This window comes from Bradyrhizobium sp. JR4.1, from assembly GCF_040548605.1.
In the GTDB taxonomy this organism is placed as follows: domain Bacteria; phylum Pseudomonadota; class Alphaproteobacteria; order Rhizobiales; family Xanthobacteraceae; genus Bradyrhizobium; species Bradyrhizobium canariense.
On record NZ_JBEPRY010000019.1, the window covers coordinates 1 to 18,474 of the forward strand.

General features: G+C 64.4%; 22 protein-coding genes. 13 read left to right on the forward strand and 9 right to left on the reverse strand.

What is annotated here, in order from left to right:
• Positions 1 to 799 precede the first annotated feature (799 nt).
• Genes ABIB90_RS29285 through ABIB90_RS29300 form a run of 4 tightly spaced genes read right to left on the reverse strand, consistent with a single transcriptional unit; the run spans position 800 to position 4,535 of the window.
• A complete protein-coding gene (locus tag ABIB90_RS29285) occupies positions 800 to 1,117 on the reverse strand; it encodes a response regulator transcription factor (RefSeq protein ID WP_035994724.1) in 318 nt (105 codons plus the stop codon).
• A 48-nt stretch (positions 1,118 to 1,165) separates the two neighbouring features.
• A complete protein-coding gene (locus ABIB90_RS29290; RefSeq protein WP_106944263.1) occupies positions 1,166 to 2,389 on the reverse strand; it encodes an ABC transporter permease in 1,224 nt (407 codons plus the stop codon).
• Positions 2,386 to 3,111, reverse strand: coding sequence for an ABC transporter ATP-binding protein (locus ABIB90_RS29295; RefSeq protein WP_354201841.1), 726 nt, complete (start codon positions 3,109 to 3,111; stop codon positions 2,386 to 2,388). Before ABIB90_RS29295 ends, ABIB90_RS29290 begins: the two co-directional genes overlap by 4 nt.
• Complete coding sequence (locus tag ABIB90_RS29300) at positions 3,108 to 4,535, reverse strand: efflux RND transporter periplasmic adaptor subunit (protein WP_007603121.1); 1,428 nt, start codon at positions 4,533 to 4,535, stop codon at positions 3,108 to 3,110. The genes ABIB90_RS29295 and ABIB90_RS29300 overlap by 4 nt, the downstream gene beginning before the upstream one ends.
• 644 nt (positions 4,536 to 5,179) lie before the next feature.
• Here ABIB90_RS29300 and ABIB90_RS29305 point away from each other — a divergent pair.
• From ABIB90_RS29305 to ABIB90_RS29330, 6 genes are all read left to right on the forward strand, one after another.
• Positions 5,180 to 5,839, forward strand: coding sequence for a response regulator transcription factor (locus ABIB90_RS29305; protein ID WP_354201842.1), 660 nt, complete (start codon positions 5,180 to 5,182; stop codon positions 5,837 to 5,839).
• A gap of 165 nt (positions 5,840 to 6,004) precedes the next feature.
• Positions 6,005 to 6,406, forward strand: a complete 402-nt coding sequence (locus ABIB90_RS29310; protein WP_007603123.1) for a hypothetical protein — start codon at positions 6,005 to 6,007, stop codon at positions 6,404 to 6,406.
• A gap of 119 nt (positions 6,407 to 6,525) precedes the next feature.
• Complete coding sequence (locus ABIB90_RS29315) at positions 6,526 to 6,918, forward strand: curlin (protein WP_035994727.1); 393 nt, start codon at positions 6,526 to 6,528, stop codon at positions 6,916 to 6,918.
• 31 nt (positions 6,919 to 6,949) lie between these two features.
• Positions 6,950 to 7,327, forward strand: a complete 378-nt coding sequence (locus ABIB90_RS29320) for a curlin (RefSeq protein ID WP_354201843.1) — start codon at positions 6,950 to 6,952, stop codon at positions 7,325 to 7,327.
• Positions 7,328 to 7,396: 69 nt separating this feature from the next.
• Positions 7,397 to 7,816, forward strand: coding sequence for a curlin (locus tag ABIB90_RS29325; RefSeq protein WP_283843468.1), 420 nt, complete (start codon positions 7,397 to 7,399; stop codon positions 7,814 to 7,816).
• A 20-nt stretch (positions 7,817 to 7,836) separates the two neighbouring features.
• Positions 7,837 to 8,127 carry a hypothetical protein gene (locus tag ABIB90_RS29330; protein WP_007603124.1) on the forward strand — a complete coding sequence of 97 codons (291 nt, stop codon included), beginning with the start codon at positions 7,837 to 7,839 and terminating at the stop codon, positions 8,125 to 8,127.
• 53 nt (positions 8,128 to 8,180) lie between these two features.
• Here ABIB90_RS29330 and ABIB90_RS29335 read toward each other — a convergent pair whose 3' ends face one another.
• Positions 8,181 to 8,465, reverse strand: a complete 285-nt coding sequence (locus ABIB90_RS29335; protein ID WP_007603125.1) for a hypothetical protein — start codon at positions 8,463 to 8,465, stop codon at positions 8,181 to 8,183.
• A gap of 281 nt (positions 8,466 to 8,746) precedes the next feature.
• Between ABIB90_RS29335 and ABIB90_RS29340 the strand changes: the two genes are divergently transcribed.
• Positions 8,747 to 9,187 (forward strand): hypothetical protein, encoded by a 441-nt coding sequence (locus ABIB90_RS29340; RefSeq protein WP_007603127.1) that lies wholly within the window; start codon positions 8,747 to 8,749, stop codon positions 9,185 to 9,187.
• 1 nt (position 9,188) lies between these two features.
• On the opposite strand, the gene ABIB90_RS29345 is transcribed toward ABIB90_RS29340, so the two are convergent.
• Entirely contained in the window at positions 9,189 to 10,031 is an 843-nt protein-coding gene (locus tag ABIB90_RS29345; protein WP_354201844.1) for a GNAT family N-acetyltransferase, read from the reverse strand.
• 122 nt (positions 10,032 to 10,153) lie between these two features.
• Between ABIB90_RS29345 and ABIB90_RS29350 the strand changes: the two genes are divergently transcribed.
• Both ABIB90_RS29350 and ABIB90_RS29355 read left to right on the forward strand, forming a co-directional pair.
• On the forward strand, positions 10,154 to 10,858 hold the full coding sequence (locus ABIB90_RS29350; protein ID WP_354201892.1) for an SDR family oxidoreductase: 705 nt from the start codon (positions 10,154 to 10,156) through the stop codon (positions 10,856 to 10,858).
• A 272-nt stretch (positions 10,859 to 11,130) separates the two neighbouring features.
• Positions 11,131 to 11,952 carry an outer membrane protein gene (locus ABIB90_RS29355; protein ID WP_354201845.1) on the forward strand — a complete coding sequence of 274 codons (822 nt, stop codon included), beginning with the start codon at positions 11,131 to 11,133 and terminating at the stop codon, positions 11,950 to 11,952.
• Positions 11,953 to 12,019: 67 nt separating this feature from the next.
• On the opposite strand, the gene ABIB90_RS29360 is transcribed toward ABIB90_RS29355, so the two are convergent.
• Positions 12,020 to 13,075, reverse strand: coding sequence for a serine hydrolase (locus tag ABIB90_RS29360; protein WP_354201846.1), 1,056 nt, complete (start codon positions 13,073 to 13,075; stop codon positions 12,020 to 12,022).
• A 373-nt stretch (positions 13,076 to 13,448) separates the two neighbouring features.
• On the opposite strand from ABIB90_RS29360, the gene ABIB90_RS29365 reads away from it, so the two are divergent.
• The 3 genes from ABIB90_RS29365 to ABIB90_RS29375 all read left to right on the forward strand — a co-directional run bounded on the left by ABIB90_RS29365 (position 13,449) and on the right by ABIB90_RS29375 (position 15,355).
• On the forward strand, positions 13,449 to 13,841 hold the full coding sequence (locus tag ABIB90_RS29365; RefSeq protein WP_007603136.1) for an ArsR/SmtB family transcription factor: 393 nt from the start codon (positions 13,449 to 13,451) through the stop codon (positions 13,839 to 13,841).
• A 2-nt stretch (positions 13,842 to 13,843) separates the two neighbouring features.
• Positions 13,844 to 14,335, forward strand: a complete 492-nt coding sequence (locus ABIB90_RS29370) for an SRPBCC family protein (protein ID WP_354201893.1) — start codon at positions 13,844 to 13,846, stop codon at positions 14,333 to 14,335.
• A 177-nt stretch (positions 14,336 to 14,512) separates the two neighbouring features.
• Entirely contained in the window at positions 14,513 to 15,355 is an 843-nt protein-coding gene (locus tag ABIB90_RS29375; protein ID WP_354201847.1) for a hypothetical protein, read from the forward strand.
• Positions 15,356 to 15,359: 4 nt separating this feature from the next.
• Here the strand turns inward: ABIB90_RS29375 and ABIB90_RS29380 are convergent, their stop codons facing one another.
• Positions 15,360 to 16,022: a response regulator gene (locus tag ABIB90_RS29380; protein ID WP_007603140.1), complete on the reverse strand. Its 663-nt coding sequence runs from the start codon at positions 16,020 to 16,022 to the stop codon at positions 15,360 to 15,362.
• Positions 16,019 to 17,404 (reverse strand): HAMP domain-containing sensor histidine kinase, encoded by a 1,386-nt coding sequence (locus ABIB90_RS29385; RefSeq protein ID WP_354128530.1) that lies wholly within the window; start codon positions 17,402 to 17,404, stop codon positions 16,019 to 16,021. The genes ABIB90_RS29380 and ABIB90_RS29385 overlap by 4 nt, the downstream gene beginning before the upstream one ends.
• Before the next feature lie 192 nt (positions 17,405 to 17,596).
• Between ABIB90_RS29385 and ABIB90_RS29390 the strand changes: the two genes are divergently transcribed.
• Complete coding sequence (locus ABIB90_RS29390) at positions 17,597 to 18,472, forward strand: DUF3280 domain-containing protein (protein ID WP_354201848.1); 876 nt, start codon at positions 17,597 to 17,599, stop codon at positions 18,470 to 18,472.
• Positions 18,473 to 18,474: the final 2 nt, after the last annotated feature.

Genomic DNA, 18,474 nt, shown 5'->3' on the forward strand with positions numbered 1-18,474 from the left:
TTGTACTCGTCCGAATAAGAACGTCGCTGCCGTTTCGTCATCTGACACCTCTTGCTGTCTAAGCTATAGGTGTCCACCGATTTAGGGGAGGCTCAGAATCTTTCCGCGGCGGCAGACTGGATTGCTTCGCTGCGCTCGCAATGACGGAGTGTAGGCAAGCGCGTCGCTCTTTAGATTCACATTTCACTCGCAGACGCACCTTCGCGTCCTCGCGGCTTGTTCGCCCGAGCTTTGCTTCGTCGCCTCACCCTCGATTGAAAGAGGGCGCAGGGAAGACCGGGTGCCGGCTGGCACCCGCGGTCCACTGTGCGAGATTGTCGTAAGAACAATGCACAGCGGCATACAGGTGAAGCCAAAACATCCGGCCTTCCCTGCGCAGTGGTTTTACGGCTTATGTCGCGCTCTCCCCGGGGAGCGATGCACTATTGCCCCCGTCGCCTTGCGGATGGCTGATCCGTGTGCCCGGTTGGGCACCCCACATCACCGCAACGCTTGGCGCACAGACCCCGGGCGCCAGGACCACACGATTTCGCCGTACGCCGATCACACCGGTCGTGTGCGCGAAGCCTTCACTCACGGTTGCCCGCCCTGCGAATCCTTCGCGCCGATGTGACCAACGTCCACCGCCGTCCGGCCCGCGTTCGTGACGATCGCGATACGCCCCTCTTCCTTGGGCCGGAGTGAGAAATTTCTAACAAAAATCCGAATTCTAATAAAGAGAAATATTTTGTCGCCGGTCCGTTGACCCCGGACTTGGGTGTTTCGTCTGAGACGACGCAAGGGATTGTGGCCGGAGCGGTCAATCCGGCGCGGTCGGCACCGGCGTATTCTGCGCGACCGCCTTAGCCGGCGCTGCCGCCGTGGAATTGCGGCCGCCATTGGCCAGGTTGCGGCGAAGCGATGGCGGCGCCGCCTGCAGGGCAAAGATGATCGCGATCTGGGTCCGGTTCTGCAGGCGGTATTTGCGCATGATGTTGCCGATATGCGCCCGCACCGTGTTCTCCGAGATCTTGAGCTCGTACGCAATGTTCTTGTTCTGCATTCCGCGTGCGATCAGCATCATCAGGTCCCGCTCGCGTGGCGTTGGTGTGATCGGATGTTTCGAATCCGGACTCATGACTGCTCCTCCGTGGCCTTTGGTCGACGCGAACACCCCAGCATGTTCTCACTCCGTCTTGAGTGCCTCGATCGGGCTGAGCTTGGATGCCTTGTGGGCGGGATAAAAGCCGAAGATCAGGCCGGTCGCGATCGAGAAGGCGAGGGCAAGGCCGATCGCCTGGCCGTCGATCGAGGTGATCCATCCTGCCATGCGCGCGACCGTCATCGAGAGCGTGACGCCGGCACCGACGCCGATCGCCCCGCCGAGCAGACAGAGCACGAGCGCCTCGCAGAGAAACTGAAGCCGGATGTCCCGCATCCGCCCGCCAAGCGCGCGGCGGATTCCGATTTCGCGCGTGCGCTCGGTGACCGACACGATCATGACATTCATGATGCTGATGCCGCCGACCAGCAGCGAGACCGAGGCGATGGCGACGAGCAGGAGCGCGACGGTACGGATCGCTCCCTGCTGCGCTTCCATGGCTGCAGCCGGATCCTGGACCTTGAAGTCGTCCTCCTGGCCGGCGGGAATACGGTGCCGCTGCCGCAGCAGGTTTTCGATCTCCGTTCGCGCCCCCGCCATCTGTCCGTCCGCAGCCACCTTGGCGATGATGTAGGCGACCGAATCCCGGTTGATGTTGCTTGCGCTGCCGAGGAAGCGCAGCTTGGCGGTGGTGAGCGGCACGAAGGCAACGTCGTCCTGCGCCGGTCCCTTGCGATCGAGGACGCCGACCACTTCGAGCGGCACCTTCATGATCCTGATCTGTGCGCCGATCGGGTCCTCGCCGGGCGCAAACAGCTCATGCGCTACCGTGCTGCCGAGGATCACGACCTTGCCGGCGCCTGCCTCCTCGCTGCCGGAAAAATAGCGCCCGGTCGCAAGCTGCCAGTCGCGGACCATGAAGTGCCCGGTCGTCGTCCCGTTGATGGTCGTGTTCCAATTCTTGCTCTCGTGAATGACCTGCGCCGTTCCTGCAATCGAACCGGCCGCTGCCTGGATCTCGGGGATCTGCTCGAGGATCGCCTGCACGTCGCTCTCGGTCATGGTCAGCTTGCTGCCATCCTTGAGACGCACGCCGCCCTGGTAGACCGCGCCGGGGTTGATCATCAGCACGTTGGCGCCGATCGAGCGGATCTGCTCCTGCAGGCGAAGCTGCGCGCCGGACCCGATCGCAAACACGGTCACGATGGAGGCGACGCCGATCACGATGCCGAGCATGGTGAGGATGCTGCGCAACGGATTGAGGCGCAAGGCGTGCAAAGCGATCTGAAAGCCCTGGAGCATCGTCATGGCGCAGCGCTCCGTTTCGGCAGGATCGGAGCCGGCGTCTCGTCAGCGACGAGTTCGCCGTCATGCAGGCGGATCGTGCGCCGGCACTGCGTCGCGATCCCAGGATCATGCGTGATCATCACGATGGTCTGGCCGGTCCGGTTGAGCGCGGCGAACAGGGCCAGTATCTCGGCGCCGGTACGGCTGTCGAGCGCGCCGGTCGGCTCGTCGGCGAGCACGATCAGTGGTGAGGCGATCAGAGCGCGCGCGATCGCGACGCGCTGCTGCTCACCGCCCGAGAGCTGCCGTGGGAAGTGGTGGGCCCGGTGCACCATGCCGACAGCCTCCAGGCTCTGCTCGGCGCGGGCCAGACGCTCCTTGCGGCTGATGCCGCAATAGACCAGCGGCAGCGCGACGTTCTCAATCGCATTGTGGCGAGCGAGCAGATTGTAGGACTGGAATACGAAGCCGATGCTGCGGGCGCGCAGGGACGACCGGTGGTCTTCCGAGAGATCGGCGACGTCGGCTCCCTCGAGATAGAGCGCACCCTCGCTCGGCAGGTCGAGCAGCCCGATCATGTTCATCAGCGTCGATTTTCCCGAGCCGGACGGTCCCATCACCGCGACGATCTCGCCTCGTTCGATGTCGAAGCTGACATTGCGCACCGCAGCCACCGCTACTCCGTCGGCGCGATAGGTCCTGGAGACCGACTGCAAGCTGATGAGGGGCTGGGGGGCCGTCATGATCCGAACCTGATGCCGAGAAACTCCATGCCGGCTGGCCGGATGGCCTGACCCACGGCGACCTGACTCCCCTCGACGAGGTCTCCGCTCCTGAGCGCGACCTGTTCGGTGCCGGCCGCGCCGACAGTCACGGGAATACGCCGGAGTGAGCCGCTTGCGGTGCGCGCCCACACCCCGCTGCGCGCCGCGGCATCCGGCTGCGTGCCGGAGGGCTGGAAGCGCAACGCGGCAAGCGGCACTTTCAGCACGTCATCCTGCCGCTCGATCACGATCTTCACCAGGGCCGTCATGCCGGGCAGCAACGCGCCGTCGAGATTGGAGGTCGCCAGGACGACGGTGTAGGTCACGACGTGCTGCTGGTTCTGCGGTGCCTTGCGCACCTGCCGCACCACCGCCTCGAAGCGGCGGTCCGGGTAGGCATCTACCGTGAAATGGGCGCGCTGGTCGGGGGCGATACGCCCGATATCGGCTTCGTCGACCTGCGCGTGAATTTCCATGTCCTCCAGTCGGTGCGCGACCACGAACGTGGTGCGCGATTCCAGTCCGACCGCGAGCGTCTGGCCCTCGTTGACGAACCTGCCAACGACGACGCCATCGATCGGCGAGCGGATCACGGTGCGGTCGAGATCGGCCTGGGCGGCAGCGAGAACGGCCGCCTTCTCCGGCACGGCCATGCGTGCCTGCTGCAATTCCGCCTCGATCCGGCGGATATCGGCCTGCGCGCCGTCGACTGAGTAGGCGTTCAGGGACATGAGGACTTCGGCTTCGCGCTCTTGGGCAAGCCTCGCGGTGAACTCCGTCTGGGCGTCATCCACCGCCGTTACCGCCACGACGTTTTGTGACTGTAGAGCCAGCTTGCGCTGCAAGGTCTTCTGCGCCGACGCCTTGACCGCCTGCGCGCTGTCGAGCTTGGCTACGAGGACGTCTCTGCTGCCCCTGGCGTTTTGCAGATCGATCCTGGCGCGGTCGAGCTTGGCCCGCTCGATGTCGACAAAGGAGTTCGCCACCGCCACCGCCGCCCTGGCTTCGTCGACCTTGGCCGCAAAGCTGCGCGGATCGATCAGGGCGAGCGGTTGATCCTTGGTGACGGTGTCGTTGAAATCGACATAGACCCGGGCGAGCTGCCCGGACAACTGGGAACCCACCTCGATCGTCTTGACCGGCTGCAGGGCGCCGGTGACGGTGATGGTCTGCTCGATGCTGCCGCGCTGGATCGAGGCATAGCGGAATACGGGGGCGTCCGATCCGAAGCTCCGTGCGTCCCGCCCGACGGGTTTGAGCAGCCGCTGGGTCGATTCATAGGCGCGGGCCGCCTTCTCCGCGGCGCTCCCGGCCGCGTCGCTGATCACGGCTGGCCGGGCGGCGTAGACCGCGGCGAGGCCACATGCAGTTCCGAGCAAGGCAATAACTGGCACAAATCGCATATCAAAAACCCGCCTCTTGAAATGGCATCGTTGGCGGCAAGGACAAATATCGCGCTATGGTTGTAAACGCGCTATGGTTGTAAATCTCAGAAAACGCAGTCGATCGTCAGTGTGTCGCCGCTGTAGGGGCGACGGTCGGGCGCGCTTGATGATCCAGAAGTAAAGTCCGCGGGGTGCTGTCTTTCGTGACTTGCCGGAAATGCATACGGAGCGTATCGATATGACGCGCGCGGTATCGAACTCGACAAGCTGACTGAACGTCCCGTCTGTTCTGGCCGAAGCGGCCAGCGCTGGGCGTTCAAGTCGGCACGTGGGTGGCGACGCCATGACGCAGTCGGCGATACCGAAGTTCCGACGCCAGATCGTCGCATTCCCGGTCGTTGCGCTCCCGATTGTCGCATTGTCGATATTGCGCCTCGCCATGATGCCGCAGGTCGCGAGGGCGAATCCCCCCAATCACGAAACCCGATGTGTGAACGCCTTCACTCGTCTTGAACGGGTGTTGGCTCTAAGACGTCGAAGCGGCGGATCGGAGCGACTCGCCCGATCCCCGCGAATTCATCCAAGCACCTTGATCTCGCTTGCAAGAAGAATGGATGGCTCGTTGCTTGTTCATCGAGCCCCAAGCCGGGGAGCCCGTTGCCATGAGTTCAGGTCAAGCTACAGTTTATATTATTGACGACGAAATTCAGATTCGAACTGCGATTGGAAATCTCTGCGAGGAGACCGGGCACCAGGTGAAATTGTTTGCGTCGACCGACGAGTTTCTCGGGGAGAGTATTTCCGGCGGACCTTCATGCCTCGTGCTCGACGTCCGCTTTCCCGGCACGGCGCCGACCGGCCTCGAGCTTCAGCGCCGGCTCGCCGAGACCGGCGTGCTCATCCCGATCGTCTTCATCAGCGGCCATTCCGACGTCCGCGTCTCGGTTGAGGCCATGAAGCGCGGCGCAGTCGAGTTTCTTCCAAAACCCTTTCGCGAGCAGGAGATCCTCGACGCGATCAGGCATGGCATCGAGCGCGACCGCAGGCGGCTCGAACGCGAAGATAGCGTGCGCGAAGCTCGCCAGCGCGTCGAGACGCTGACGGCGAGGGAGCGCGAGATCATGCTGTTGATGGCCGAAGGTCTCGTCGCCAAGCAGATCGCAGCGAGACTCGGGGTGAGCGAAGTGACGGCCAAGGTCCATCGCACCAGGATGATGCGAAAGCTGGAGCTTCGCTCGCCGATCGAGGTGGTGCGGTTGGTCGACAGCATGGGACGCGAAGACGAGACGGCACGAACCGGCACGGGACAACCTTACAGCTAGTGCCGCTGGCACCAAGCCGCCGTGCAACGTCTAGTCCGTACCGATTAGCATGAACTGCAGTCTGTCGCACGCAGCACGATCGGTTCAAAGTCTGTCCTGCGATGTCGGCCTCCTTCAAGACGGCATCCGAACCCAGTCAGAGATCTTAGCCAGAAAGGATATTCCATGCGCAAATTGTTTTTTGCTTCCGTTGCCGTGCTCGCCCTGTCCTCCGCCGCGCAGGCCGCCAACACCTCGACCACCGTGCAAGTGGGCGCCGTGAACGGTTCCAGCGTCTCGCAGCAGGGCCTCACCAACGACACCTCGTCGACCAGCCAGCTCGGCATCATCAACAGTGCGACCACGATGCAGGGCACCAGCGCGGTCTCGCTCAACAACGGCAGCACGGTGAACCAGATCGGCGTGCAGAACTCGGCGACGACGGGCCAGGTTGCGTTGGGCAACAACGGCAGCGCGATCACCCAGAACTCGTTCGGGCCTGCCGCGCTCCAGAACAACGCCGCCGCCGTCGGACAGCTCAGCGTGTTCGGCATCAACGGCAGCACCGTCTCGCAGACGGCGCACTAAGCCAGCCCCGTTTGGCCGGACGCGTCAACTGCGGCGCGTCCGTGCCATCCTTGAAAGCACCGCCTCGGGCGGGACGACTCGGTAAGAGCTTGTCCGCCGACTTTCGCGGAGGAAATGTCATGCATCAAAAATATCTCGTTGCCACGATCGTCGCGTTCAGCCTGCTGACCGCCGTCGATGCCCAGGCCGGCAACTCGGCCAGCGTGCTGCAATTCGGCACCACCAACAACTCCTTCATCTCGCAGAGTGGCGGCACCAACAACAGCGCCACCACGATGCAATTCGGCGCCACCAATACTGCGACCACGTTGCAGATGGGTTCGCTCCTGACCGTCAACACCTCGGTAATCGGGCAGGGCGGCACCACCGCGACGGCGTCCAACACCGCGTTACTCGGCCAGGCCGGTGGCTCCAATTCGAGCCTGATCGGCCAGATCGGCGCGAACAACGCGGCGGCCGTCGGACAGCTCGGAATTCTGAACGGCTCGACGATTTTGCAGCAGACTCCTTGATCGCAAATCTTTTTCGATAGCGAGGCACGTCATGAGGCATTTTTCAGGCGCCGCCTGTGGCGCATTTCTCACCTTGTGTTGCGTGGGCGCCGGCTCGGCCGGTGCCCAGACCGCCGACATCAAGACCATCGTGTCGCTCGGCGGCCCGCCGGTCGTGCTGAACCAGAACAGCCAGCTCAACATGGCCGGCGTGTTCATGATCGGCGGCAGCACCAGCGCGACCGTCACTCAAAACGGGACGAACAACGCGACCGGAATCCTGCAATTCGGCGGGACGGCATCGGCATCGGTCGGGCAGGCGGGCGTGAATAACATCGCGTTTGTCGGCCAGGCCGGCCAGTCCACCAGCAGTTTCCTGTCCCAGTTCGGTGCGTTCAACTCGGCGACTGTTGTCCAGAATAGCCATTGAGCCGGCGCGACCTCGTCGTCAGAAATGGAATGGGGGCAAGCGATGAAATGCGCTAGGCTACTCCTGGCATTGGCGGCATTGTTCGCCGTCAGCGTCGCGTCCGAGGCATCCGCCGGATCCGTCCAGCGCGGCGTGACAAACCGGAACGTCAGCATCGAAACGATCGTGCAATTCGGCAACGATGTCCAGCCGGTCACGATCGAAGAGAACAGCCGCATCAATATTGCGCGTGTCATCCAGATCGGTGGTACGGGAACAGTCGATGCGACGATCATCCAGAACGGCACGCGCAATTATGTCGATGTGATCCAGGTGGGTGGCACCACCAATGTGGCGATCGGTCAGTCGGGCGTGAGCAATATTGCCGACATCACTCAGGTCGGCAATTCCACCAACGCCCTCCTGCTCCAGATCGGAGATATGAACACGGGAACGGTGCGACAATTCGGGCGCTTCAACTGGCTGTCGATATTTCAGTTCAGCCGGTGATCGCGAAGGCGAGGTGCAACATGAGGTTCATCGTACTTGCAGCAGGAATGAGCATCATGACGGCGATGACAGCCGGGCCGGCCGGAGCTGGCGAGTCGGGTGACGGCCATACCACAATTGTTCAGGACGAGAATGGCACGTCCGTCATTACCCAGAGCGGCGATCCGGCGCAGGCCGAGGTCAAGATCGAGAAGGAGCCTGGGCGCACGACGGTCTATCGCCGCAGCGGCGGCAACACCGCCATCGTGTCGCAGGGCACCGGAAATCCGCAGGATATGCTGGACTGGCTGCGCAAGCAGCAGGGCCGCTGACGCACGAAGGCCCATCGTCCGTGATGGACGATGGGCCACGTCGTGAGCGAGCGCTACCAGCTGCGATAGACGCCGGTCACGGTGCCGTTGTTGTTGCCCTCCGGGCCGACATCGCCCTGCGTCGAGCTCGGCGCCGGATGGTTGGTGCCGTTGAGCGCACCGTAAGGTCCGGCGACATCCGGATAGTACGCGCGTGGCTGAACCGGTTGGTAAGCGGGAGCGGTGCGGTCCCATCCCGCGCGCGGTCCGTTCCAATCATAGCCCTGGGCCGAGGCGGCCGCCGTGCCCGCGACGAGTGAAGCCGTGATCAGACAGAGGAGTTTCGATTTGTTCTGCATTGGAGATGCTCCTTGCTGGTGTCGGGAGCCAACGACCGCAGTGCGGGAGCGTTCCGGGTGTCTTCGGCCGAAGCGATCAACTCCGATCAACTGGTTATGAAGTCCGTTTTCCCGGAACACGAGCGACATCCGCCGGAATCCGGGCGTCTTGCCGCAGTCTGTTCCCTGTTAATCCCGTGCCTTAACCAATAATTAATTATACGTTTGCGGGTGGGCGACAGCCCGGCCTAGCGTGTCGCGGGGAGCCGCTATCCGCGAAGCCAAACGAGTTGGTGCGTATCATGATGTCCAGATCATTTGGGGCGTTGCTCGCCTCGCTCAGCGCAGCCGCGCTGCTCCTCGCTCCCAGCGACAGTTTTGCCCGACCCGGCGGCGCCGTCGCACATGCCGCCACGCCTTCCGGTCCGGCGGTGCGTCCGCCGATTGCGCCGGGCGCCAGGTTCCGTGGCCGCAACACGCCCTGGGTCTACTGGCCGGGCGGCGGCGGGTTCTACTATGACAATGCAGGCTACGGTCAGCCTTTCGCCGAGACCGCCCAGCCCGTCTCCAGCGACGTTCGCTACACCTATACGTACGACGTTCCCTGGGATTGGACGCATCGCTTCCCGCCGAACGTGGTGCCGTCCGACCGGCCTTACGTGCCGAGCTGTCCGACGGAGCAGGTGACTGTGCCCGGCCGCGGCGGCGGCGAGCACACCGTCAACATCATGCGCTGCTACTGAGCTAGCCCAGCTCAAAACTGGTCACGCCGAAGACGCGGTCGATCCGCAGCCGCGCGATCGGTCCTGTGTACATCCGCGCCGTCTCGAACACCGGTTTCAGCCCGAGCTTTTCCGCGAGCGCAATCGCCTCGCGATTGACGGCGGGGACGTCGGGGAAGATCTCGCCGCCGTTTGTGCTCGCCAGCAGGGCCTGCACGATTGCGTCCGCCGCCGCGCGGTCGTCGGCGACGAGCGGGCCGATCTTACGGCCGGCCCGGCACGGCCGGATCACGCCCCATGCGGCGAGCTTGCCGTCGCGCAGCAACGCGCGACCGACATGTCCTGAGGTACCGATCCAGGCACGCAGGAAGGCGCCGCGCCGAGCCGGGAACACCGTGGCATCGTCGGCTTCAACGAACGCAAACGGGATCGTGTCGAGCGCAACGACATCGGCGGGCGGCCTCGGTGGCGCGGCGACGAAGCCGCCATAGCGGACATTGGCGTAAGCAAGCTGGAAGCCGGACTTTCTGTAATTGTCCTGCTGCGCCACGACGCCGTCGAGGCCGATCACGCGAGTGCCCGCATGCGCGATCGCCGCGTTCCAGACGCGCAGGCCGTGGCCTCTGTCGCGAAAACCCGATCGCACGATGTAGAATCCGAGAAATGCGAAGCGATCGTCGTAATTGACGCAGGAGACGGTCGCGACCGGCTCGCCGTCGATCTCGCCGACAAAGAAGCCCTTCGCGTCCGGGATCGTGAAACAGTTCGCGTCGGAGAGGCCCGGATTCCAGCCCTCCGCCGCGGCCCAGTCGACCGCGATGGCGATCTCCTCGGGGCGCAGATTGCGGATCTGCAAATCGCTCATCTTTCAGGTCGCTTTCGACGGTGGACCTTCCGGCTGGTCCGGCGGTAGAAGGCCTCATGATAGGCCGGGCCTGCGGCTCGCCTCCACGATATCATAGAGGATGATCGGTCATGGCAGCAGAGATGGCAGCAGAGAAGGTCGCACTCGTGACCGCCGGTGGCAGCGGCATGGGGGCAGGGGCCGCGCGCCGGCTCGCAGCCGACGGCTTTCGCGTCGCCATCCTGTCTTCTTCCGGCAAGGGCGAGGCGCTGGCAGCCGAGCTCGGCGGGTTAGGGATCACCGGCTCCAACAAATCGAACGACGATCTGAAGCGGCTGGTTGACGGGGCGATGACCAAATGGGGACGCATCGACGTGCTCGTCAACAGCGCGGGCCATGGGCCCCGGGCGGCGATCACGGAGATCACCGACGAGCAGTGGCACACCGGCCTCGATACCTATCTGCTCAACGTGATCCGTCCGACCCGGCTGGTGATGCCAATCATGCAGACGCAGAAGGCCGGCGCCATCATCAACATCTCGACCGCCTGGGCGTTCGAGCCGAGCGCGATGTTTCCGACCTCGGCGGTGTTCCGCGCCGGCCTCGCCGCCTTCACGAAGATCTTCACCGACACCCATGCCGCCGACAACATTCGCATGAACAACGTGCTGCCGGGCTGGATCGACAGCCTGCCGCAGGTAGATGCGCGCCGCGACAGCGTGCCGATGCGGCGCTACGGCAAGGTCGAGGAGATCGCCGCGACGATCTCGTTCCTGGCATCCGACGGCGCGGCCTACATCACCGGACAGAATATCCGCGTCGACGGCGGACTGACGCGTTCGGTCTGAGACGCTGGGATTCGAATCGCGTTTAGCGCTCTTGTCGCGATGCGACACGGCCGTGCGTCCTGCGTCGCGGATGAGGGATAACTCGTGGCCCCTCGGTCACACCCGTCGCGCGTTCGCGCGCCGCACGGCCCGCACTACGTCACAGTCCCTATGAACTTCGCCGCAGCCCAAGACGGCAAGCAGTCCACGCCCTATGCCCGATCTGCGCCGGACAACTTCCGCCCGCGCGCATTCGAAACCCGAGATCAATCGCGTGAGGCAAGGAGACTGGAATGAAGAAGTTTTTGCTGGCGGCTGCCGGGGTTGTCTTGGGCTCCGCATCCTTGCAGGCTGCCGACCTCGCGGCGCACTATACCAAAGCGCCGATGATGGCGACGGCCTATAACTGGACCGGCTTTTACGTCGGCGGCAATGTCGGCGGACAATGGGGCAGCGCCGATCCGGCCACCTCGACTGCGTTCGATCCCGCCGCCTATTTCGCGAGCTCCAGTGTTTCCGCGATTGCGGCAGTCGGCGCCCAGCGCGTCAACAGCTCCAGCGTCACGGGCGGCTTTACCGCCGGCTACAACTGGCAACTCAATAACGCCGTGCTCGGCCTCGAAGGCGACATCAACTATTTCGGCTTCAAGGGCAGCGCGACGGGTTCGGCGCTCTATCCCTGCTGCGCCCCGACCGGCTTCACCGTGTCCTCGCAGGTCTCGGCCGACTGGCTCGCCACGATCCGCGGCCGCATCGGCTTCCTCGCGGCTCCGACCTGGCTGCTTTATGCCACCGGCGGCGCGGCCATCGCCGAGGTGAAGGGCAATTTCAACTTCACCGACACGTTCGCCGCGGCAACGGAGTCGGCTGCTATCCGCGACACACGCCTCGGCTGGACCGCGGGCGTCGGCACCGAATACGCCGTCGGCGGTGGTTGGTCGCTCAAGGCCGAATATCTCTACGTCGATCTTGGACGCAGCACCGTGACCAGCACCAATCTGCTTGGCGGCGCATTTCCGACCAACGTCTTCACCCACTCGGTCGATCTCAAGTCGAACATCGTGCGCGTCGGCGTGAACTACAAGTTCGGCGGACCGGTCGTCGCTAGGTACTGAGCATCCCGTTCCATCCCTGGCGTGGAAAGCCCCGGCTCAGTCGGGGCTTTCTGTTTCCTAGGCGGGTTTAGTGCGATGCTACCAGATGCGCCAACGCCGGCAGGATCCTGTAGCGCGCGATCTCGTGGGGATATTCGCCCCGATTGGCGAGCAGCACGATCCCGATCCGCTGTGCCGGCACGAGGCCGATATAGCCGGAAGCGTTGTTGAGCCCACCCGGTTTGTCGACGACGGCGACCCCTGGAAGACGCACCGTCTCCCAGGCCATTCCCTGTCCAAACTTGTCGTCGACGCGGAAAATCTCGTGCTGCGTCATCCGCAATGCCTCGCGCAACTGCGGATCGATCGACCGCCCGTCAACGCAGGCAGCAACGAATGTTGCGAGGTCCCGCGGCGACGAAAACATCTGGCCGGTGCCGGGGAAATCAAAATAGCTCTGCTGGTTGCCGATCGGGCCGATCGCCATGCCCTGATCCGAGTAGCCCTGGACCGCCCGCTGCATCCAGGCCTCGTCGATGATGGCGCGACCGTCTTCGCCGCGTTCGGGCACGGAGGTCGCATTCATGCCGATTGGCTTGAGGATGCGTTGTTCGAACAGGGTTGCGATCGGAGCGCCGTAACAGCGCTCGAGCACGAGCTGGAGCAGCACGTAGCCGGCGTGGCTGTAGGCGCGCTGCTTGCCCGGCACTTCGCCGGCTTGCGGTCGCCAGCTGTTGAACATGTCGATGAGCTGCGCGCGCGAAAACGTGTCGCTCGGCCAGGGTGGATGGTCGGTCGGCAGCAGCATGCCTGAGGTGTGCGTGACGAGCTCGCCGACGGTGATGCGGCGGACATAGTCGCCGGTGAGCTCCGGGAGATATTTCGCCAGACCATCGTCGAGCCGCAGCTCGCCGCGGAGGGTGCCGAGCGCGACCAGCGTCGCCTCGAACGGCTTACGCAGGGAACCGAGGTTGAACAGCGTGTCCGGCGTGATTGGCCTTTGCGTGGCGTCGTCGGCAAAGCCGTAGTTGAAGAACTCGACTTGGCTGCCGGCATAAAGCGCAACGGCCAGACCGCCCGGCTGATCCGGCGTCGCGGTCGGCGCCAACTCGTTCGCGACGATGTCGCGCATCTGCGCGATCATGTCGGAATCCGCGGCGGCCCCGCGCGGCCAGGCAAGCGCGAGGGGAACGAGCGCAGCCCGGGCGAGCGCCCGTCGGGTGAGATACGATGAGGTGACAACAGACGGCACGGCTCTGGCGCAGGATTCGATGCGCCCCCGGTCTCTTGTAGCGGGAAGGACCGTGCCTCCCTATTCACGATTGCGCGTGGTGGGTTCCGCGCGAGTGGTTTGTAGCCCGGATGAAGCGAAGCGCAATCCGGGAAAGTGCCGCAGCCGAGCGAGCGGCCCTGGATTACGCTTCGCTTCATCCAGGCTACGAGTCGGCAAAAAAATAACTTAGCTAATTGGCTAACAATTATTGACGCCAGATGGCGGCAGCTCTATAGTTAGCTCCATGGCTAACCAATTATCCCGACTCGATCAGGTTTTCGCGGCCCTTGCCGATCCCACCCGGCGGGCGATCGTGATGCGGCTCTGCGCCGGCGAAGCATCGGTCGGCGAGCTAGCCGATCCCTTCGAGATGGCGCTGCCGAGCTTCATGAAACACATCCACGTGCTGGAGACGAGCGGGCTCGTCCTGTCGGAGAAATCCGGCCGCGTGCGCACCTGCCGCCTCAGTCCTGACGCACTCCTCACTGCGGAAGACTGGTTCCAGCACCAGCGTGCGATCTGGGAGGCGCGGCTCGATCGCTTCGAAGCCTATGTGATGAAGCTGAAGAAAGAGCGGACGGCTGCCAAGCGGCCGTCCAAGACAAGTAACAAGACGATCAAACGGAAAGGTTCCTGATGATGACGAATTCTGCCAATCCCGCCCTGTCGCAATGGTCGCTCGACCGCGAGATCGTGATGTCGCGCGTGATCGACGCACCGCGCGATCTGGTGTTCGAAGCGTGGTCCGACCCGAAGCACCTGCCGCAATGGTTCGGCCCAAAGGGTTTCAAGCTCGAGACCTTCGAAATCGACGTGCGCGTCGGCGGCGTCTGGCGCTTCAACATGATCGGTCCCGACGGCACCGTCTACCCGAACCGCATGCGATTCCGTCGCATCGAGCGACCGTCACTGATGGAGATGGACCATGGCACCGACCAGGACGAGGATCCCGGACTGTTCCGTTTCACCATCACCTTTGCCGAGCAGAGCAACGGCAAGACAGTTCTGATGATGCGCCAGCTGGCGTCGAGCACGGCGCAGCGCGATGGCATGATCAGCTTCGGTGCCGTCGAATACGGCTACCAGACGCTCGACAAGCTCGCGGCGTATGTGGATGGGATGAAGACCTAACGATCAATGCTCGTCCGGGGGCTCGACGAGGGCCCCCGGATATCGCCGCAACGACGAATATGACAGCGCGCGGGTCAATTATGACAGCGCGATAACGAAGTTTTTGTCGCTTGGAACGACGGATTTATGACAGAATTGCTACCTTGGATGTCATATTCGACTACAGCGGAGCGATTCATGTTGCAGTGGCAGGCGCGGACAAATCCCCTCGCGTGGTGGTGGGGGTCCCTGACGCTGGTCAGTGCTGCCAACATTCTCGTCTGGGTCATGCTGTACCGCGAGTTCTACCCGACCGTTGCGGGCAGTCTCGGCGGCGGCTCCGACATCGGGCTGATGTTCCTGCTCTGCGCCGGCTATGTCTTCGGCTGCGCCTTCCGCTCGTTCCTGCCGCGCGCCGACGTGCAGCGCATCTGCCTGTTCGACACCTGGCTCTCCAGCGTCTTCGTCGGCCGCACGGTCGCGACCGTGGCCGAACTGTGCTTCGCCGCGCAATGGGCGGTCATCCTGCATCAGCTCGGAACCATGACGGGCGCCGAGACGGTCGTGAACATCGCGTGGGTGATCGTGCCCATCATCATCGTCGCAGAGTGCTTCTCCTGGTATGCGGTGGTGACGACCAACTTCCTCTTCAACGCGATCGAGAACTCGCTGTGGGCGGTGACTTTCTTCCTCGCGGGCATCGCGCTGTGCCGGCTGATGCCGGAATTCCAGGGACCGGTGCGTTGGGCGCTGATTGCCGGCATCGTCGGCATCGCCTGTTTCCTGGCCTTCCTCGTCACCGTCGACGTGCCGATGTATCTCAGCCGCTGGCGGGCAGGGCATGAAGAGGGCAACAGGTTGCTCGGCTTCCTCGAAGGCCTGCATGACGTCTCGACGCGCTGGGTCGTGACCCACGACATCGCGCACTGGAAGGGCGAGCTGACCTGGATGTTCCTGTATTTCACGGCCGCGGTGTGGTCGAGCCTCGCGCTCTGTGCGCTCTACGCCATGGAAGGCTATCTCACGCGCTATCTGGCTTGAGCGATCAGGCCTCGCCGAGATCGACCTCCGTCAAGATGCCCTGGCGCAGCGCCAGCCTGACCAGCTCGATGTCGGAGCCGACGCCGAGCTTGTCCTTGATCAGGGAATGCAGGTTCGCCACCGTCTTCGGGCTGACATGGAGCGTCTCGGCGATCTCCTCCGTCGTGTTCTCGGCGAGCAGCAGCCGCAGCACCTCGAACTCGCGCGGCGTGAGGACGTCGGCGGCAGAGCTTTCCCCGGCGAGCCGGCTCAGCGCGAGCTCATGATCGATGTCGGGACTAATCGCGATCTTGCCGGCGAGCACGTCCATCACGGCGCGCACCAGCGTCTCCGGCGGACTGGTCTTGGTGACATAGCCCCTGGCACCGGCGCGGATCGCCTGCACGGCAAAGCCGGCATTTTCATGCATGGTGAAGACGAGGATTCTCGCGCTCTTGTCCCACTGCCTGATGCGCCTGACCGCCTCGATGCCGCCGATGCCGGGCATGCTCAGATCCATGATGACGAGGTCGGGCGCCTCCGATTTGTAGAGACGATAGGCCTCCGCGCCGTCGGCGGCTTCGGCGATGACGCGAAGTCCCGGCTGCTTCTGGAGCACGGAACGATAGCCTTCGCGGACGACGGAATGGTCGTCGACCAGCAGAATGGTGGCATCGGCCGCGCTCATGCGGCATGCTCCAGCGGCGGCCGATCGGCGGCTGCGAGCGGAATGACCACGCGCAGTGCGGAGCCGCCGTTCGGCGCGGCCTCGAAGCTCAATTGGCCGCGCAAGGCTGCGACGCGCTCGCGCATGCCGAGCAGGCCCATTCCGGATTTCGCGACGGGATCGCTCGCGCGTCCGTCATCGTCGATCGCCAGCGCGATTTCGCTGGCCCCCATCGTCAATTCCAGGCTGACCCGCGTGGCGACCGCATGCTTGGCGGCATTGGTGAGCGCCTCCTGCACGATCCGGTAGAGGCTGGCGCTGATCGTGGCCGGCAGGGTCTCGAATGCGCCGTCGAACCGGATCGAGAAGCGCGTCTCGCCGCGGCTGCGTCCGTTCCAGCCCGCGACGAGGCCTTCGAGGCTGGCGACGAGCCCGAGTTCCTCGACATCGGGCGGCCGCAGCCGGAACAGCGTGCCGCGCAACGTCTCCATCATGCCGGTTGCGGTCCGCGCGATGCCGTCGCATTCGCCAAGCAGGGAAGGGCAGTCCTGCGCGGCGGTCTGCCGGGCGGAGGAGGCGAGCGCGCGGATGGCCGCGAGCGACTGGCCGAACTCGTCATGCAGCTCGCGCGCGAGATGGCGGCGCTCTTCGTCCTGGAGCGCGATCAGCTTCCGCGTCAGCTCGCTGCGTTCGGCAAGCGCGGTCTCGAGGCTTTCGGCGAGATGGTTGAAGCCGTCGCGGATCGCGGAGAGTTCGGCAAGGTCGAACGGCGGCAACCGCGTGGTGAGGTCGTTGGCGGCAATCCGCTCGAGGCCGGTGCGGATCATGCGGGTGGGGCGCAGCGCGCGTGCCAATGCGGCGTAGACCAGCGCGCAGAGCAGCGGCAGCGCGATTGCCAGCGCCAGCATCAGGCGGCCGGCCTCGTGCCAGGCCTCCGCGGTCTGCACGGCCGGCTCGACCGAGACGACGGCGTCGCCGAGCTTCGCTCCGCGCACGATCACAGGCCGTGCGGCTTCGCGGCCAGGGTCGAACAAGCTGCGATAGAAGGCCGTGAAAGCTTGCGGGGGCGGGTTCGCCGGGGCGGGCGCGCCGCTGCAGAAACGCTGGAGGATGTCGCCGCTCGTGCCGCGGAACGCCAGGCACAGGCCGGGCGTCATCACATAAGCCGAAACGGGGTCGAGGTTGGGAAAGTCCGAGCGGGGGCTCGCCACCCACTGGATCTTGCCCTGCTGCAGCTCCAGCGTCTTGGCCACGATCGCGGCGATATCGTCGAGGCGCGCATGCGCCGCGCGGTCGGCCGTAATCAGGAAATAAGCGGAGATCGCGGCGAAGCAGGCGGCCGATATCGCGGCCACGCGCAACGTCAGACGGACTTTGAGATCGAACCTCGAGCGGTTCCACATCGGCGGGCACCTGGTGCGAACGGGTTTGTCGCGTCCGCATTAAACGGCAGAACGCATCCGGCGCAAAGCCGCCAGGCGTGAGTGCGGTGCACCGTCGTGAAATTTTCCCGGCCATCGCCGGGACCGGCGCCGCTGCATGGCTTGATTGCGCCGTCCAGATTGGCGCGCCGCACCGTCACACGAGGCACATTTATGCACCTGCGCCGGTTGATCCTCTCAGTCTGTCTCCTTCTCCTAATTCCGGCGTTTCATGCGCCGGCCGGCGCCGAAACCGCCATCGGCATCGCCATGGACGACTTCAGCTATACCGACACGTCGGCGGAGCCCGCCAACCAGACCGCCGCCCACGAGCGACGGCTGGCGGCCTTCATGGCCGCGCTCCGGCAAGACATCGGCGGAGACCGGCGCTACCGGCTCGTGCCCTCGGCCCAGGACGGCGCCGCGTTCAAGGTGATCGGCGGCATCCAGAAGACGAGCACGCTGGTGCAATGGGCCAAGGTCGCCGTGATCGACGTCAGTGCCAAAAAGATCGTGATGGACAAGCTCTACACCTTCCGCGGGGACAATGATGAATCCTGGGAGCGCGCCGAGATCTTCGTGTCCCGCGAGATCATGGCCGCGCTCGCCACGCCCGCGCCGATCGCACTGGCCGTGTTCGATTTCGAACTGGAGGATACGACCGCCGCTTCGGCGGGCGCGTCAGCCACGTCAGATGCGTCATATCTGGCCGAGGTCACCGGCAGCGTGCGCGAGGCGCTGGGTCAATCCGGCCGTTACCGCATCGTCGATATCGGCGGGGAGGCGGTGAAGGCGCGCGCGTTGCGCGACTGCAACGGCTGTGAGGCTGCCATTGCACAAGGGCTCGGTGCGGATCAGTCTCTCATTGGTGTGGTGCGGCGGGTCAGCCGCACCGAGTACACGCTCGGCTTTCAGGTGCGCGACGCCAGGACCGGCGCGGTGCTGGCACGCGGCGACAGCGGCCTGCGCCTCGGCGCGGACTATTCGTGGAAACGGGGCGCCGTGCGGTTGGTCAGCGATCGCATGATCGAGAACCAGCCGCAGCAATAGGC